Origin of the sequence: Lentzea sp. DG1S-22 (assembly GCF_036321065.1) — a bacterium.
Lineage (GTDB): Bacteria > Actinomycetota > Actinomycetes > Mycobacteriales > Pseudonocardiaceae > Lentzea > Lentzea jiangxiensis.
Map to the genome: position 1 here is coordinate 5,389,847 of NZ_CP143276.1, position 15,948 is coordinate 5,405,794.

The 15,948-nt window shown below is 71.4% G+C and carries 9 protein-coding genes; 6 read left to right on the plus strand and 3 right to left on the minus strand.

Features of this window, described 5'->3' with window-relative positions; translation table 11 throughout:
• The first annotated feature begins 36 nt into the window (after nucleotides 1-36).
• The 3 genes from V1227_RS24995 (at nucleotide 37) to V1227_RS25005 (ending at nucleotide 5,576) form a co-directional block, all read left to right on the plus strand.
• On the plus strand, nucleotides 37-936 hold the full coding sequence (locus tag V1227_RS24995; protein WP_329787927.1) for an LCP family protein: 900 nt from the start codon (nucleotides 37-39) through the stop codon (nucleotides 934-936).
• Between the two features lie 250 nt (nucleotides 937-1,186).
• Nucleotides 1,187-5,017 carry an nSTAND1 domain-containing NTPase gene (locus V1227_RS25000; protein WP_329787928.1) on the plus strand — a complete coding sequence of 1,277 codons (3,831 nt, stop codon included), beginning with the start codon at nucleotides 1,187-1,189 and terminating at the stop codon, nucleotides 5,015-5,017.
• Between the two features lie 61 nt (nucleotides 5,018-5,078).
• On the plus strand, nucleotides 5,079-5,576 hold the full coding sequence (locus tag V1227_RS25005; RefSeq protein WP_329787929.1) for a DUF2165 domain-containing protein: 498 nt from the start codon (nucleotides 5,079-5,081) through the stop codon (nucleotides 5,574-5,576).
• On the opposite strand, the gene V1227_RS25010 is transcribed toward V1227_RS25005, so the two are convergent.
• From V1227_RS25010 to V1227_RS25020, 3 genes are all read right to left on the minus strand, one after another.
• Nucleotides 5,551-7,605: a diguanylate cyclase domain-containing protein gene (locus V1227_RS25010; RefSeq protein WP_329787930.1), complete on the minus strand. Its 2,055-nt coding sequence runs from the start codon at nucleotides 7,603-7,605 to the stop codon at nucleotides 5,551-5,553. The genes V1227_RS25005 and V1227_RS25010 overlap by 26 nt on opposite strands.
• Before the next feature lie 283 nt (nucleotides 7,606-7,888).
• A complete protein-coding gene (locus V1227_RS25015; RefSeq protein ID WP_329787931.1) occupies nucleotides 7,889-10,204 on the minus strand; it encodes a helix-turn-helix transcriptional regulator in 2,316 nt (771 codons plus the stop codon).
• A 2-nt stretch (nucleotides 10,205-10,206) separates the two neighbouring features.
• Nucleotides 10,207-11,415 carry an Hsp70 family protein gene (locus tag V1227_RS25020; protein WP_329787932.1) on the minus strand — a complete coding sequence of 403 codons (1,209 nt, stop codon included), beginning with the start codon at nucleotides 11,413-11,415 and terminating at the stop codon, nucleotides 10,207-10,209.
• A gap of 220 nt (nucleotides 11,416-11,635) precedes the next feature.
• On the opposite strand from V1227_RS25020, the gene V1227_RS25025 reads away from it, so the two are divergent.
• The 3 genes from V1227_RS25025 (at nucleotide 11,636) to V1227_RS25035 (ending at nucleotide 15,935) form a co-directional block, all read left to right on the plus strand.
• On the plus strand, nucleotides 11,636-12,541 hold the full coding sequence (locus V1227_RS25025; protein ID WP_329787933.1) for an IniB N-terminal domain-containing protein: 906 nt from the start codon (nucleotides 11,636-11,638) through the stop codon (nucleotides 12,539-12,541).
• A 197-nt stretch (nucleotides 12,542-12,738) separates the two neighbouring features.
• Complete coding sequence (locus tag V1227_RS25030) at nucleotides 12,739-14,544, plus strand: dynamin family protein (protein WP_329787934.1); 1,806 nt, start codon at nucleotides 12,739-12,741, stop codon at nucleotides 14,542-14,544.
• Complete coding sequence (locus V1227_RS25035) at nucleotides 14,541-15,935, plus strand: hypothetical protein (protein WP_329787935.1); 1,395 nt, start codon at nucleotides 14,541-14,543, stop codon at nucleotides 15,933-15,935. Before V1227_RS25030 ends, V1227_RS25035 begins: the two co-directional genes overlap by 4 nt.
• Nucleotides 15,936-15,948: the final 13 nt, after the last annotated feature.

Consider the following 15,948-nt stretch of genomic DNA (forward strand, 5'->3'; position numbering starts at 1 on the left):
ACGGAACCCGGACGAACAGCAGGGACCGTCGGAGGGGTGAACGTCCACTCGAAACGATGGCTCGCGGTCTCGGGGGCCGCCGTGGTCATCGCCGCGGGTGTCGTGGCCGGGGGTTCGTACTGGCGGCTCGAGAGCAACCTCGAGACCGTCGACCTCGCTCGGGAGATCACCCGCCCCAGGCCTCCGTCGACGCCCGGCCGCCCCCTCAACGTCCTGCTGCTCGGCAAGGACGACGACCGGTCCGACACCGCGATGGTCGTGCAGCTCAACGCGAAGGGCGACCGGGCCCGGGTCGTCAGCATCCCGCGCGACACGATGGTGCCGAGGCCGCGGTGCGGGGACACCCCGCCGGCCGCGATCGCCATGTTCAACAGCGCGTTCTCCACGGGCGGTGCGGCGTGCACGGTGGCGACGGTCGAGCAGCTGAGCGGCATCCGCATCGACCACTTCGTGCAGGTCGACTTCGGCGGTTTCCGCGACGTCGTCGACCGGCTCGGTGGAATCGACGTCACCCTGCCCGAGGCGATCGACGACGACAAGAGCGGACTGCGCTTGCCGGCCGGGCCGGCGAAGCTGAGCGGAACGCAGGCGCTCGCATTCGTCCGGACCCGGTACAGCATCGGCGACGGAAGCGATTTGAACCGCATCAAGAACCAGCAGCTCTTCATGCGCGCGTTGAGCGAGAAAATCGCGAACGAGAACTGGCTCGCCAGTCCGCGGAAAACCTTCGAGCTCGCCGACGTCATGACGAGGTCCGTCGTCACGGACACCGGCATCGGGTCGATCCCGCAACTGGCCGACCTCGCGGGCGAGCTCACCGCGTTGAGGCCGGACGCGATCACCTACGTGACGCTGCCGACCGAGACCTACCCGCCGGACCCGAACCGGGTCCGGCTGAAGCAACCGGAGGCGGACGCCCTCTGGCGGGCCGCCTGACCTAGCAGGCCGCGCCCTGCCACTCGCGCGGCCCGGGCCACGGCTGAGGAGACCCCCAGCGCTCCTCAGCCGTGGAAGTTCTGCCCCAGTCTGCCTCTGCCACTTTGACGGTCTCCCGATCTCGTGAAGGACGTGCGGTCGAGGTTGTCAGACCACCTCGTTATGGTGGGTTCCTGACAGCTCGTCCGGTGCGTTCGCCGCAGCTCAGACGGGCGGTACGCGTTTTCCGGACCGGAGGGTGGGAGGCCGCTTGGGACCCCGTGGCGTCTTCGCGGAGCGCTTCGCGCTGCTCTACGCGGAGGCGGGAGACCCTCCGCTGAAGCGGGTCACGGAGTCGGTGGCGCGCGCCCGCCGGACGGACGAACGGGGCAGGCCGCTGAGGGTGCCCGCGCAACGGGTCAGCGACTGGCGGCGGGGGCGCAACGTGCCCGCCCGGTTCAGCGGGCTGAGCGCGGTCCTCGAGGTCCTCGTCGGCGAGGCCCGCAAGCGCAGGCCGCAGCCGGTGATCGAGGGTCTCTACGAACTGGACGCCTGGCGCGCGCTCTGGGAGGAGGCGCTCGCGAGCCCCGCCTCGGAGGCGGAAACACCCCCTCAGGAAGACAGCGCGGTCTGCCCGTACATGGGTCTGAGCGCATTCGGTCCTGGCGACGCGAATTGGTTCTTCGGCCGGGAAAGGGCGACGAAAGCACTTCTCGGGCGAATGGACGACAACGGCATCACAATGCTGGTCGGCGCCTCCGGGGCCGGCAAGTCGAGCCTCATGAAGGCAGGCGTCGTACCGCGCCTGGACAAAGAGGTCGTCGTCATCTCCCCCGGCACCGACCCGTTGAAGGAGCTCGGGCTCCGGCTGCCGGAACTGGCGCACGCGCTGGAGGCGGCGGCCGAGCAGGACCTGCCGGCCGGCTTCGCGCACGAGGTGCAGTCCGCGGTCGGGGACAGGGTGGTGATCGTCGACCAGTTCGAGGAGGCGTTCACGCTCGGCGGCGACGAGGACCGGCTGCGGGTCTTCGTGCAGGCGCTGCACGTGGCGGCGGAGAAGACGGCGGTCGTGCTGGGCGTGCGGGCCGACTTCTACGGGCGCTGCCTCGACTTCCCCGAGCTGTCCGAGGCGTTGCAGAGCAGGCAGATGGTGCTCGGCGCGATGTCGGCCGCCGAGGTGCGCGACGCGGTGGCGAACCCGGCCAGGGCCGCGGGTCTGCAGCTCGAGGCCGGTCTGGTCGACCTCATGCTGCGCGACCTCGGCACGCACAACCGCCGCGGCAAGGACGCCTACGACGCGGGCGCGCTCCCCCTGCTCAGCCACGCCCTGCTCGTCACGTGGCAGCGCAGGCAGGCCGGGCGGCTCACGATCGCGGGCTACCGCGCGGCCGGCGGCATCCAGGGCGCCGTCGCCGCCACGGCCGAACGCGCCTGGGCCGACCTCGACGAACCGGCCAGGGCGGCCGCGCGGCAGCTGCTCCTGCGGCTGGTCAGGGTGGGCGACGACACGCAGGACACGCGCCGCCGGTCGAGCCGCCACAGCCTGCTGGAGGCGAGCACCAACCTGCCCGCCGCCGAACGGGCGCTCGAGGTGCTCACCCACGCGCGCCTGATCACCGCGGACGCCGGCTCGGTGGAGATCACGCACGAGGCGCTGCTGCAGGCCTGGCCCCGGTTGCGCAGCTGGATCGACGAGGACCGCGCCGGCAACCTCACCCGGCAGCGGCTGGAGGAGGACGCGGCCACCTGGGCCGCGCACGACCGCGACTCGTCGTTGCTCTACCGCGGCGCACGGCTGGAGGGCGTGCGGCAGCAGCGGGGTGTCACCACGATCGCGAAGGAGTTCGTGCGGACGTCCGAACGCCAGCACCGCAAGAGCGTCTGGCTCCGCCGCAGCGCCATCTCGCTCGTGGTGGTGTTCGCGCTGATAGCGGCCAGCGCGGCGGTGATAGCCGTCCGGCAGCGCAACGACGCGGTGTTCCGGCAGGTCGTGGCCGAGGCCGACCGGCTGGCCGACACCGACCCGTCGGTCGCCGCGCAGCTGCTGCTCGCCGCCCACCGGATGCGGCCGGACGACCTCGACGTGGGCTCCAAGCTGCTCGCGAACCAGCAGACGCCGCTGGCCGTGCCGTTGCAGGGCCACACCGGCGCGGTCTACCTGACGTCGTTCACGAAGGACGGCACCGTCCTCGCGACGGCGAGCTACGACCGCACGGCCCGCCTGTGGGACGTGCGCGACCGCTCGCACCCGAAGCCCCTGGCGGTGATCAGCGGCCACACCGACTGGCTGACGTCCGCGGTGTTCTCGCCGGACGACCGGGTCCTCGCCACCACCGGCAACGACAGGACGATCCGCCTGTGGGACATCGGCGACAGGGCGAATCCCAGGCACGTCAAGACGATCGATACGGGCAACGGCACCAGCTACCTGCTGGAGTTCAGCCCCGACGGCAGGACGCTGGCCGCGGCGAACGAGGACAAGACCGCGCGGCTGTGGGACGTCAGCGACCCCGCGGACCCGAAACCGCTCGGCGAACCGCTGCGCGGCGCCACCGCCGCGGTCAGGACGCTCGCCTTCACCCGGGACGGCAGAACGCTCGCCACCTCGGGCGACGACCAGACCATCCGGCTCTGGGACGTCGCGACCAGGACCCCGGTCGGCAAGCCGATGTCCGGCCACACCAACGGCGTGCACTCGGTGACGTTCAGCCCGGACGGCCGCCTGCTCGCGTCCGCCGCCGACGACACGACGGTGCGGCTCTGGGACGTGGCGACGCAGGCACCGGTCGGTGATCCGCTCGTCGGCCACACCGCCGGCGTGTGGTCGGTGAAGTTCAGGCCCGACGGGCTGGTGCTCGCCTCCGGCGCCGTGGACGGCACCGCCCGGCTGTGGAACGTCACCGACCCGGTCAACGCGAACCAGATCGGCAAACCGCTCGCGGCGCCGAGCGGTGGCGTGTTCGCGGTCGGCTTCACCCCGGACGGCCGCACGCTCGCCACCGGCGCCGGCGAGAACTCGGTGCGGCTGTGGTCGTTGCCCGAGCACGTGGTGCCGGTCCCGGCGGGCAACGCCGGGGTGGTGTCGTTCAGCAGGGACGGCGAGCTCCTCGCGACCGCCGACGGCACCGGCGGCAAGGACGGCAAGACCGCGCGGCTGTGGAACACGACGGACCCGTTCCGGCCCCGGTTCCTCGGCTCGGCGAAGGTCAGCCCCGACCGGGGCTCCGTGCGGGTGCAGCTCAGCCCGGACGGCAAGGTGCTCGGCACGTTCGCGGGCGAGAAGACGCTGCAGCTGTGGGACACGAGCGATCCGGCTCGGATCACGCCGCTCACCGAGCCGATCATGCTCGGCACGAGGTTCGCGAACCAGCTCGTCTTCTCGCCCGACGGCAAGCTCCTGGTGACGAGCGCCGACGACGAGTCGGTGCAGCTGTGGGACGTCAGCGATCCGGCGAACCCGCTCGAGCTGGGCGAGCCGCTGCCGGGCCACGACGGCTACGTCAACGACACGGCGTTCAGCCCGGACGGCAGGACCATGGTGACGGCGAGCAGCGACCGCATGGTCCGGCTGTGGGACGTGACCGATCCGGGTGCGCCGCGACTGCTCGGCAAGCCGCTGGAAGACCACCACGAACCCGTGCAGCGCGCCGTCTTCACGCCGGACGGCTCCACCCTGGTCACCGGCGGCACCGACAAGGCGATCCGGCTCTGGGACGTGCGCGACCGGGAGGAGCCGGTGGCGATCGGCGTGCTCACCGGGCAGACCCAGCAGGTCTTCTCGCTCTCGGTGACACCGGACGGGAAGACGCTCGCGAGCGGCAGTTCGGACAAGACGTTCCGGTTGTGGGACATCTCCGATCCCGCGAGCGCGACCCCGCTCGGCCAGCCGATGGCGCTCGCGTCCGGCGCCGAGCCGAACGTCCAGTTCCGGCCGGGCACCAGCGTTCTGGTGCTGTCCGGCACGGGCGACGGCCTGCTGCGGGCGTGGGACGTCGACGTCGCGCACGAGGCGGAACGCATCTGCGCCACCACGAGAGGAGCGCTCACGGAGAAGCTGTGGCAGTCGCGCCTGCCCCAGGTGGAGTTCCGGAACCCCTGCTGACCGGCGGCAATCCGCTCAACCGCGCCTCACCGGCAGCAGGTCGTCGGTTACTGTCCGCTCCATGCGTCTTCTTGCTCGGGTCGGCAGCTTGCGCGCGGTCGTCGCGGTGACCGTCGGGTTCACCGCCCTCAACATGCTCCTGGTGGTTCTCGGCAACATCACGGACTACGGCACGAACGAGGCGTTCGTGCGGCACGTCCTCGCCATGGACACCACGTTCGGCGAAGGTCTGAAGTGGCGGGCCATCACGAGCCCCGCCGTCGTCACGATCGTCTACGTCGCGATCATCGTGTGGGAGGCGATCTCCGCGGTCCTGCTGACCGCCGGCACGATCGCGTACCTGCGCGACAGGGAGGACAGCGCGCGCAGGTTCGCGTCCGCGGGCCTGCTGATGGTCGTGGCGCTGTTCCTGGGCGGCTTCATCACGATCGGCGGCGAGTGGTTCGCGATGTGGCAGTCGAAGGACTGGAACGGCATCGGCGCGGCCCTGCGCATGGTGACCATCGCGGGCTTCGCGCTGGTCCTGGTGCACCTCACCCCGCGACGGGCCACTCCGTAGTCGGCTCCCCGCAGAACACCGGCCCGACCCCGGCGTCGGCGCCCAACGAAGCCCACCAGTCGCGCTGCTCGGCGTCCTCGACCGGATCGACCACCACGAGCCCACCGGCCTCGTGCACGAACCCGACGAGGTCGCTGAGCACGTGCGACACGAGCTCGTCCGGCTTCTGGCAGCGCCCCTTCACCCGCACGGCCGTGACGCCGAGAGAACGGACGAGCTCGATCTCCGCCGTGGACCCCTTGAAGTCCCGCGCGCCGATGTGGATCCCCATGTCCGACAACAGGTCCAGGTTGTCAGCGGCCTCGCTGTCCTGCGACGCGAGCACGTGCACGGGAAAGCCCAGCAGCAACCGGCCCGCCGGCAACCCGGTGTCCGCGAGCACCCGCCGCACGTCCCGGACGAGGTCGGGACTGTTCGCCAGGCTCTCGGTGAGGCACACCGCGAGCACTTCCTCGTGCTCGCACGCGGTCTCGGCCGCCCTGCGCAACATCCACTCGCCCAACGGCAACATCAACCCGGTGTGCTCGGCCATCGACACGCACTTCTCGTGCGGGATGAGCCCGGCGTCGCGGTGCCGCCAGTTCAGCTCGGCCTCGACGCACACCCGTGCCGTCCCGTCGAGCCTCATGACGGGGTTGAACACGACCTCGATCTGACCGTTCTCCCACGCCCCCGGCATGACCGCGGCCAGGGCGAGCTCCTCCTGCTCGCGCTTGTCCTGCGTGGCGTCGTGCAACCCCCACTGCCGGCGTCCGCTGCGCTTGGCCCGCCGCAACGTCATGTCCGAGGCCCGCAACACCTCGGCGGGATGATCACCGGGGTGCAGCCGCGGTAACACCCCGATCGTCGCCGACACCGCGACCCCGTGCTCACCGAAGTACGCGGGCTCGGCCAGCTCGTGCTCGATGGTCCGCACCGTCGTGTCGACGTCCGGCGTGCCGGGTCCGTTCTCCACGAGCACGGCGAACTCGTCGCCCTCGAGCCGCGCGACCATCGCCTTCTCCGCGGCGAAGACGGAGCTGAGCCGCTCGGCGACGAGCTTGAGCACCTTGTCCCCGATCTCGCGCCCGAGCCCGTCCGTGATCACCGCGAAGGCGTCCAGGTCGAGGTGGTAGAGCGTCACGCCGTGCTCGATGTCGCTGTGCAGCAACGACTCCAGCCGAGTCGTCAGGTACTGCCGGTTGGGCAACCCGGTCAGCGCGTCGTGCAGGGACTGGTACTGCAACCGCCCGCCGAGCAACGTGAGCTGGCTGTCGTCGTCGATCATCACGACGTGGTGCCGTGGGTTGTCCTCGGCGTCCTTCTGCACGGTGGCGGCCAGCAGGACCCGGAAGTGCTCACCATCTCGGTCGATCAACCGCGGCCGCTCCTCGACGCGCCGCATCCGCCCGTGCCGGAGACTGGCGAGGGCGTCGTCGACCAGGGGTAGGTCGGCGGGCGCGATCAGGTCCGCTAGCGTCATCCCCGCGACGTCCTCGCGCCGCAGGATGGTGCACAACGCCTCGTTCGCCCGCTTCAGCTCGCCGTCGAGACCGACGATCGCGATGCCGGTCGACGAGTGGGCGAAGATGTCCTCGAACCGCTCCTCGCTGGCCTGCAGGTCGAGCTGCACAGCCCGGGTCGCCCGCAGCAACGCCTGGCTGACGCTCTCCTGCTGCTCCAGCACGAGCGCCTGGATCGCCGCTGTGTACGCGGCGGACACGGCCCCGATCACCAGCGCGGCCCGCTGCGCGTCCGCCCCTTCCCGCACGACGAACCGAGCAAGCACCTCGACGGACTTCGCCAGGCTCTCCGCGCCGACGCAGTGCATCTCGACGAGGCGGGTGCCTACCCGGGAGGCGACGGCGGGATCCTCGGCGACCGCCTCGGCCACGACGTTGAGCAGCTCGTGCAGCTCTTCCGTCAGCTTGGCGGCGGACAGGGGGATGTACGCGGTACGACTGACCTGGGCAGCCCAGTCGCGCGCCAGCTCGTCACGTCCTAACCGACGTGACGGTCCCGCGTCGTCCTGGCTCGGCAACCGTTCCACCTGACCTGCTCGGCGAGCAACGGTGCGGAAGCCTACCGCCGGCAACCCGCACCGTCCGATGACGAGGCGGCGTTCCCCCGGACGGGGGTATGGCGAACTCTCAGCGTTACGAGCTTGAGTCGCTCAACCAGACCAACTTCCGCTCAGAACAGCCCAACCCTCGATACACCATAGGGCTACACGCGCCCAGCAGGAGGAACGCACCGACGACCGGCACCGGCACACGACGAGCGGTGATCAGCACCACAGATGCGCGATGCCTGGCCGGCACACCCCGCGCCCCTCATGCTCCCAGGATGTGCCGCAACTGAGCCAGCAGATCCGACCGGGAGGTGGACCCCAGCCGCTGCCGCATCCGAGCCATGTGGTGCTCAACGGTCTTGGCGGAGATGAACAACCGGTCCCCCACCTGCCGGTAGGTCATCCCCTCGACGACCAGCTGGGCCACCTCCCGCTCCCGGTCGCTCAACTTCCCGGCGTCCTCGACGACGTCGACGGCCACGGCCTCGGCGGCCCGGCGAGCGGACACCGGCCGCCCCTGCAACAACCGGGCGCAGTCGAGCAGCCGGACCATCGCCTGCCGGTCGGAGGTCCGGATCGCGGCCTGACCGGCCAGCCGCGAGGCGTCCCACCAGAGCCCGACCGCGTGCAGGCCGCGAGCCGCGGCCTCGACCCGGTCCGGATCCACCTTCCCCGCCACCACGTCCAGCCAGCACTCGGCGGCGGCGGACAGGATCGAGCAGTACCGCGACCGTTCCCGGAACTCCCCCAGCACGGCCGCGTGCTCCTCGGCGACGGCGGTGTTCTCGTCGATGATCGCCGAGTGCAGCAAGCTCCAGTGGAACTGCGCGGCCCACAACGGCGGGTTTCCCAACGACTTCAGCAGCGCGGACGCCTGTGCCAGGTGGGGCGCCAGCCGCTCCTGGTCCCGCAACCGGGCGGCAGCCGCCGCGAACTCCCCCAGCGGCAGCAGGCTGAACAGGTCCACCGGATGCCGCAGAACAGCCTCGCAGGCCTGTTCCCAGGTGCGGCGCAGGGTGGCCAGGTCGCTGTTGCGCCGAGCCACCCCCACTTCCAGAGCCACGGCGAAGATCCAGTCACGGGGCTCGAAAGCACCCCGGACGGACATCAGGGTCTCCCGAGCCACGGCCAGGTTCCCGCGCAGCATCTGCAACCAGGCCTGCAACAACCGGTGCCGCACGGACATCAGCACGCCACCGGTTCCGGTCTCCACAGCGCGGTCCAGCACGGACTCGGCCATGTTCGGCTCACCGCAGTGCACCGCCACCAGCGCCGCCAGCGCGGCCGGGCTGTCCGGCAGCAGCACCGCCCCGCCGGCGGGTTCGAGCATCGACGAGGCGCGGACCAAAGTGGACAGTGCGGCGGTCTCGGCCCCGACCACCGACTGCCGGACACCTTGCAGCATCAGCGATGCCGCTCCACCGAGCATCGTCGGGGGCTGCGGCGGCGTCTCCTCGAACAGGTGCCCGGTCCCGATCAACCCGATGCCGGCGAACGCTGCCGCGTAGGGAGTGGCCGCCCACCGGAACAGCTCGGTGCTGCGGGCCAACTGGCCGCGGTGCGCGAGAGCCACCGCGGCGACCTCGGCGGCGGTCCGGCGCTGCGGGGTGTCGGACGAACTGATCACCTGGTCGGCGAGGCGCAGAGCCGCGTCCAGGTCACCGGCCATCGCGGAGGCGGTGGCCCACGAAGCAGCGGTCTCGGAAGAGGGCGTCCCGCCACCGGTGGAAGCGCGGAACAGCCGAGCCGCCAGCGCGGGGTCCGACGACAGGGCCTCCCTGGCGGCGGCGGCGAACACCGGCCCGCCGATCCCGGTGTCCAGCAAGGGGCGCACCAGCTCCAGAACCGGTCCACCGCGGTCCATCTGCAGCTGGGCCAGCTTCTGGCGCACGGCGATCCGCCGCTCGGCACGGGCGAGAGCACCGACGGCCCGGTGCGCGAGAGGCAGCAGGGTGCCGTCCTCGGCCAGCACGCCGGTGGCGCGGGCGGCCTCGATGATGTCGCTGACCTCGTCGAAGTCCTTGTCCAGCAACGCCGACAGCAGGTCGAGGCGCTGCGCGGCCCCGGCCTCGGCGGCCAGCAGGAACTTCTGCAGGTCCGGGTCCAGCCAGTCGAGCTCGGCGCGGAACGTGCCGAGCACCTCCGGCGAGACCTCGGTGGCGGCGCCGAGCCGTTCCACGAGCGCGGGCACGCCGCCGGTCTGCGCGTGCACGAAGTCCACGACCGCCTTGGGCGCGTGCAGGAGGTCGCGGACCTGCTCGCGGGTGAACGGCGCCAGCGGCACGACCACGGCGCCGCGGGTCAGCTCGGCCAGCACGGCGCGGCGCGGCCAGGGGCGGTAGGCCACCGCCAGCAGCGGCTCGGCAGCGAGCTCGCGCAGGGTGGCGTCGTCCAGCAGGTGCGCGTCGTCGACGACGCGCACGGCGGTGTTGGTGATCTCGGAAAGAAACGCTGTCTTGCCGTAACCGCCGGGCGCCGCGACGACGACGCGCAGGCGGGTGTCCGCGGCGGCGTCGTTGATCCGGTCGAGGACTCCTCGCACGGAGGTGTCCAGCACCAACCTGGCTCGCGTGGTCACGCTCAACGGCCGTCCTCATCATCGTCTCGGGATCGGGAGCTGGACCGGCGTCCGGCCGGCTTCAGCACGCTCGCCACGCGCTTGACCCGGCGCGGCGGCAGCTCCAGCGGGGACACGTCCACCGGCGGGCGGGGCGGTGGCGCGGTGAACTCGTCGTCGTCCGGGGCCGGGACCTCGCCGACGGGGAAGCGCAGCGACTGTTCGCGGGTGTGCAGCAGCACCGAGGTGTCGAGCGGTTCCGGCTCGACCTCGGGTCCCAGCAGGACGAGGCGGGCGGCGACCGCGAGGCCCTTCGCGACCGAGTGCTCCGGCGCCGCCTCGGCCAGCACCCGGCAGTCGACCGCGGCCGACAGCGCGTCGCCGACCGCGGTCATCCGGCAGGCACCGCCGACCAGCAGCACCGCGTCGGGCCGCACCGGGCCGACCGCGCGGACGAAGGTGCCGACCAGGTGGTCGACGGACGGCCGGACCTCCTCGACGAACTCGTCGCGGGTGATCTCGACACCGCTCACCACCACCGACTGCCCGAACGCCCGCTTGGCCGCCTCGCACTCGACGGCCGACACGCGGCCGTCCTTGCCGAGCCTGCCGCGCACCAGCGCGCCCAGCAGGTCGTCGAAGTCGGCACCGGTGTGGTGGTCGACGCCCTCGACGTGGTTGACCAGCTCGAACGTCCGGTTCTGCGCGCGCCGGACGACCGACGCGGAGAACGCGTGGCTGCCCAGCGAGAACACCGCCAGGAAGGCGTCGGGCAGCACACGGGCGCGCACGGCGTGGTTCTCGGCGGCCGCCAACGGCTCCGCCACGAGCGTCACGTCGTGCACGCCGACCGCCCGCAACGCCCCGTGGAGCTGTCCACGGCGGTAGGGGCCCCACCCGGCGGGGTGACTCACTGCCACGTGACGAGGCTGTTCACCCTCTCGGGCGACCACCTCGCCGATGACCCACATGATCATCAACGCGGTGAGCTCCTCGGCCGGGCACGTCTCCGGTCCCAGCGAGAACGGCACCGCGTCGCCGGCCCTGCGGGCGAAGCCGAAGGCCGTCCAGCCGGGAAGGCCGAGTTCACCGACCGTGAACGTGCCCGCGTCCGTGAGCTGCAGCAACGACGGCACCACCAGCGCGACCTCGGCGTCCCGGGTCCCGTCGAGGCGGCACACGGCAGCCGTCGTCCGGGTGGTCCCGACATCGACTCCGAGTACGTACGCCAAGTCTCTTCCTCACCTGTTCGCAGCAGCGACCAGTACCTACACGGGTGAACGAGAGGCACTCAAGTGATGCCCCTAATCCCCTAGGGGGTCAACGAGCATCACCCCATCGGGGAACGGGGATTCACTGGGAGTGATCCCCGATGTAGGGGAAGGCCGGGCTCTCATAGCTTTCAGCCGCACACCCCGACCGATCCGTGCCTCAACCATGGAGTCCCTTCAGATGATCCAGCCCAGCACGCTCCACGACTTCGTGCTCAACCTGCTCAGCGACCCGGCCCTCAAGGACGCGTTCGCGAACGACGCCCAGGGCACCTTGGAGCAGGCCGGTCTGGCGGACATCACGGCCCTCGACGTGCAGGAGGTCATCCCGCTGGTGATCGACCTGCTGCCCGCCACCCCCGCTGGCCTGCCCGCCATCGACGGGGTGGACCTGGCCCTGCCCACTGACGACCTCCTCTCGGACGGTCCGCTCGGCGCCATCAGCCAGCTGCAGGCGGTCGCGTCTCAGCTGACCTCGTCGGGCCTCAGCCTGAGCGACCTGCACACCTCGTCGGCCGGCGTGCTGGCGGCGGACGCGGACGGCCTCAACCTGATCGTCGCGAACAAGACCCTGGGCGAGTACACCTCGACCAACATCGGTCTCGACGGCGACTTCTCGGCCATCGGCGACGTGACGAGCGTCCTCGACCAGACCACGTCGCCGCTCACCGGCACCGTGCTGGACGTGGCCGACACCGCCACCGCGACGGTCGACGCGCCGCTCGCGGGCGTCACCTCGACCGTTCCCGGTGTCGACGGCGCCCTCGGCCACCTCGACGGCGTGACGGGCCTCGCCCACGACGCCCTCGGCGTGCTCGGCGGCGGTGACGCCAACCTGGGCGTTCTCGACGTCTCCGGCCTGGGCGACCTGGCCGACGGCACCCTCACCGCGCAGTCCACCGAGACCGTCGCGACCGTCTCGCACACCGCGACCGGCGTGGTCGGCACGGTCACCGGCGTCGGCGGCACCGCGACCGGCCTGGTCGGCGACGCGGGTGTCGGCAACGTGCTCGGCACCGTCAGCGACGTGACGCACAACGTTCCGGTCGTGGGCGACGCCCTCGACCTCGGCGGCCTGCTCGGCTGAGCCACCCTCCCCACCGCGAACCGGCCCTGTCCCACCTGGACAGGGCCGGTTCGGCGTCTCCGAGGCACCGTCCGGCCCGCTCACGCGGTGAGGAACGTCACCGCCCCTTCCGAACTGCCCGGTCCTGACAGAACCGGACCGGTCTCCCGTTCGAGACTTTCACCCAAGGGGGTGAACACGGCACTATGAGTCAGGTGATGGCACCGCCCTGGCTCGACGTGCTCGACGAGACGATCGGGGCCTGCGTCACGCACCGGCGGCCCGACCTGGAGGCCCGGCTGCGCGAGAAGCGGGCACAGCAACTGGATCCCAAGTTGCGCGTCCTCGTCGTCGGCGAGTCCAAACAAGGCAAGAGCCAGCTCGTCAACGCGTTGCTCAACGCCCCCGTCTGCGCGGTGGGCGACGACATCACGACGACTGTGCCTACCTTCGTCCAGCACGCCGACACGCCGTCGGCGGCGCTGGTCCGCAACGCGTCCGCGGGCGGCTCGATCTTCCACACCCCGACCGAGCGCATCGCCGTCCCGATCGACCAGGTGACGAAACAGGCCACCGCGCAGTCGAAGCACGTCGTGCGGGCCGAGATCGGCATCCCGCGCGCCCTGCTCGACAGCGGCTTGGTCCTGATCGACACCCCGGGCGTCGGCGACACCCGTTCCGCGCACACCGCCAGCACGTTCGCGACGCTGATGCAGGCCGACGCCGTGCTGCTCGTGTCCGACGCGACCGGTGAGCTGACGTCCGCGGAGATGACGCTGCTCAAGAAGGTCATGGAGGCCTGCCCGAACGTCACGGTGGTCGTCACGAAGATCGACCTCGTGCCGAGCTGGCGTGCCGTCGTCGAGCGCAACAGGGCGCTGCTCGCCCGCGCCGGCGTTCCCGCGAAGCTCATCCCGGTGTCGTCGGCGCTGCGCCTGCGCGCGGCGAAGACCGGTGACCAGCGGCTCAACGCGGAGTCCGGCTTCCCCGACCTGCTGGCGTGCGTGCAGCGCGACATCGTGGCGAGTGCCGACCTGCTGGCCCGCCGCGCCGTCGCCGTCGTCGCGTCGAGCGCGATCACCCAGCTGGTCACGCCGTTGCGCGAGGAGCTGACGGCCCACGACTCGTCGCACACCGCCGCCACGATCTCGACGCTGCAGGAGGCCCAGCGACGGGTCGACGAGCTGCGGCGCCGGTCCGCGCGCTGGCAGAACGTGCTCAACGACGAGATGGCCGACCTGATCTCCGACGTCGAGTACGACCTGCGCGACAGGACCCGCAAGATCCTGCGCGAGGTGGACAAGACCTACGACGAGGCCGACCCCGCGATCGGCTGGGACAAGTTCGAGCAGTGGCTCGAGGACAACCTCAACGAGGCCGCCACCACGAACTTCGCCTGGCTGATGGAACGCGCGGAGTGGGTGGCCGCGAAGGTCGCCAGGAACTTCCCCGTCTACCGGGAGGACCTGATCCCCGGTTCTGTGCTGCCGGACGACCTGCTCGAGCCTGCGAGCAAGCTGGAGAAGCCGAAGATCGAGCCGTTCTCGATGCCGCAGAAGCTCTTCACGGGTCTGCGCGGCTCCTACGGCGGTGTGCTGATGTTCGGTCTGGTCACGTCGCTCGCGGGCATGCCGCTGATCAACGTGATCTCGCTCGGCGCCGGTGCCCTCTTCGGCGGGAAGTCCATTCTGGACGAGAGCGACCAACGGCTGAAGCGCCGCCAGGCGGCCGCGAAGGCCGCCGCGCAACGGCACGTGGACGACTTCTTCATGAAGTTCTCCAAGGACGTCCGCGACTCCGGCCGCCACATCCAGCGAACGCTCCGCAACCACTTCAGCACGCTCGCCGAGGAGCTGCAGGAGACGTTGCTGGAGTCGGCCCGCAGCGCCAAGCGCGCGGTGCAGGACGACCAGACCGAGCGCGAGCGCAGGATGCGGGAAGGCCGCAAGGAGCTCGACAAGCTCGTCACGCTCTACAAGAGGGTGCAGGCACTCGGGGGTCCCGCGATGGAGCTCACCGCGTGACGCTGGACCGAGTCGTCTGGTCGATGCTGCAGGAAGCGATGGCGGTCTACCGGGACAGCCCGCGCGCCACGGCCTGGCTGCGCTCGCACGCCGAGCGCTACACCGAACCCGTGCGGATCGCGGTGGCCGGCCGGTCGAAGATCGGCAAGTCCACCGTGGTCAACGCGTTGATCGGCGACGAGTTCACGCCGCAGAGCTCGTTCGTCTGGTACCGGGGCGCGACCGAGCCGCGGGCGCACGTGTTCTCCGGCCCCGGCAGGCCGCACGAGGTCACGATCGGCAGGCGGGGCAGCCGCAACCACGTGGAGACCGGCCAGGTCGACCGCGCCGACCGGGTCGTCGTCGAGTGGCCGGCGCGGTCGCTGCGGGACGTCGTGCTGATCGACACCCCGGCCGAGGCCACGCCGGACCAGGTGCTCGGGGACGCGGACGCGTTGCTGTACCTGATGCGGCACGTGCAGGACGAGGACCTGAAGTTCCTGCGGTCCGCCAACGACCACCCCATCGCCCGCAGCGCCGCCGTGCACACGGTCGCGGTGCTCGCCCGCGCCGACGAGATCGGCGCCGGGCGGATCGACGCGCTGTCGTCGGCCAAGCAGATCGCGCGCCGCTACCGCCGTGACGTGGCCGTGCAACCGTTGTGCCAGAACGTGGTCTCGGTCGCCGGGCTGTTGGCGGTGGCCGCGAGGACGGTGCGGGAGGACGAGTTCGCCGCGCTGCGGGTGCTGTCCTCGCTCGGCCGCGAGGAGCTCGAGGACCACCTGCTGTCGGCGGACAGGTTCGTCGGCGAGCAGTTCCCGCTGACGATGGAACCCGCTGTGCGCCAGGCGTTGCTGGAGCGGTTCGGGATCTTCGGCGTCCGGCTGGTCACCGCGCTGATCCGGCAGGGCTTCGACTCGCAGGTGAAGCTCACCGGGCAGCTGGTGCAGCGCAGCGGGCTCGGGGAGCTGCGCGACTCGATCGCGATCCACTTCACCGAGCGCCGCGAGGTCCTCAAGGCCCGATCGGCGTTGCTCGCGCTCGACGTCCTGCTGCGGATGGAACCGCGGCAGCAGGCCCGCAAGCTCGTGACCGACCTCGAACGGGTCGTCGCCTCCGCGCACGACTTCCGCGAGCTGCGGCTCGTCGCGGCGCTGCAGTCCGGGCGCACCAAGCTGCCCGCCGACCTGCAGGGCGAGGCGCTGCGGCTCGTCGGCGCGGAGGGCACGGCTCCGGCGGTACGGCTGGGCTTCGAGTACGAGGCCGACGCCGGGGAGCTGCGGGAGGCGTTGCTCGACGCGCTGGTCCGCTGGCAGGCGCGGGCCCTCGACGTCCACGCGCCGAACGACCACCGCAGGGCCGCCCAGGTCGTGGTCCGCACGTGCGAAGGGCTGCTCCCCCGGTTCGGCTGAGGCACGATGGTCC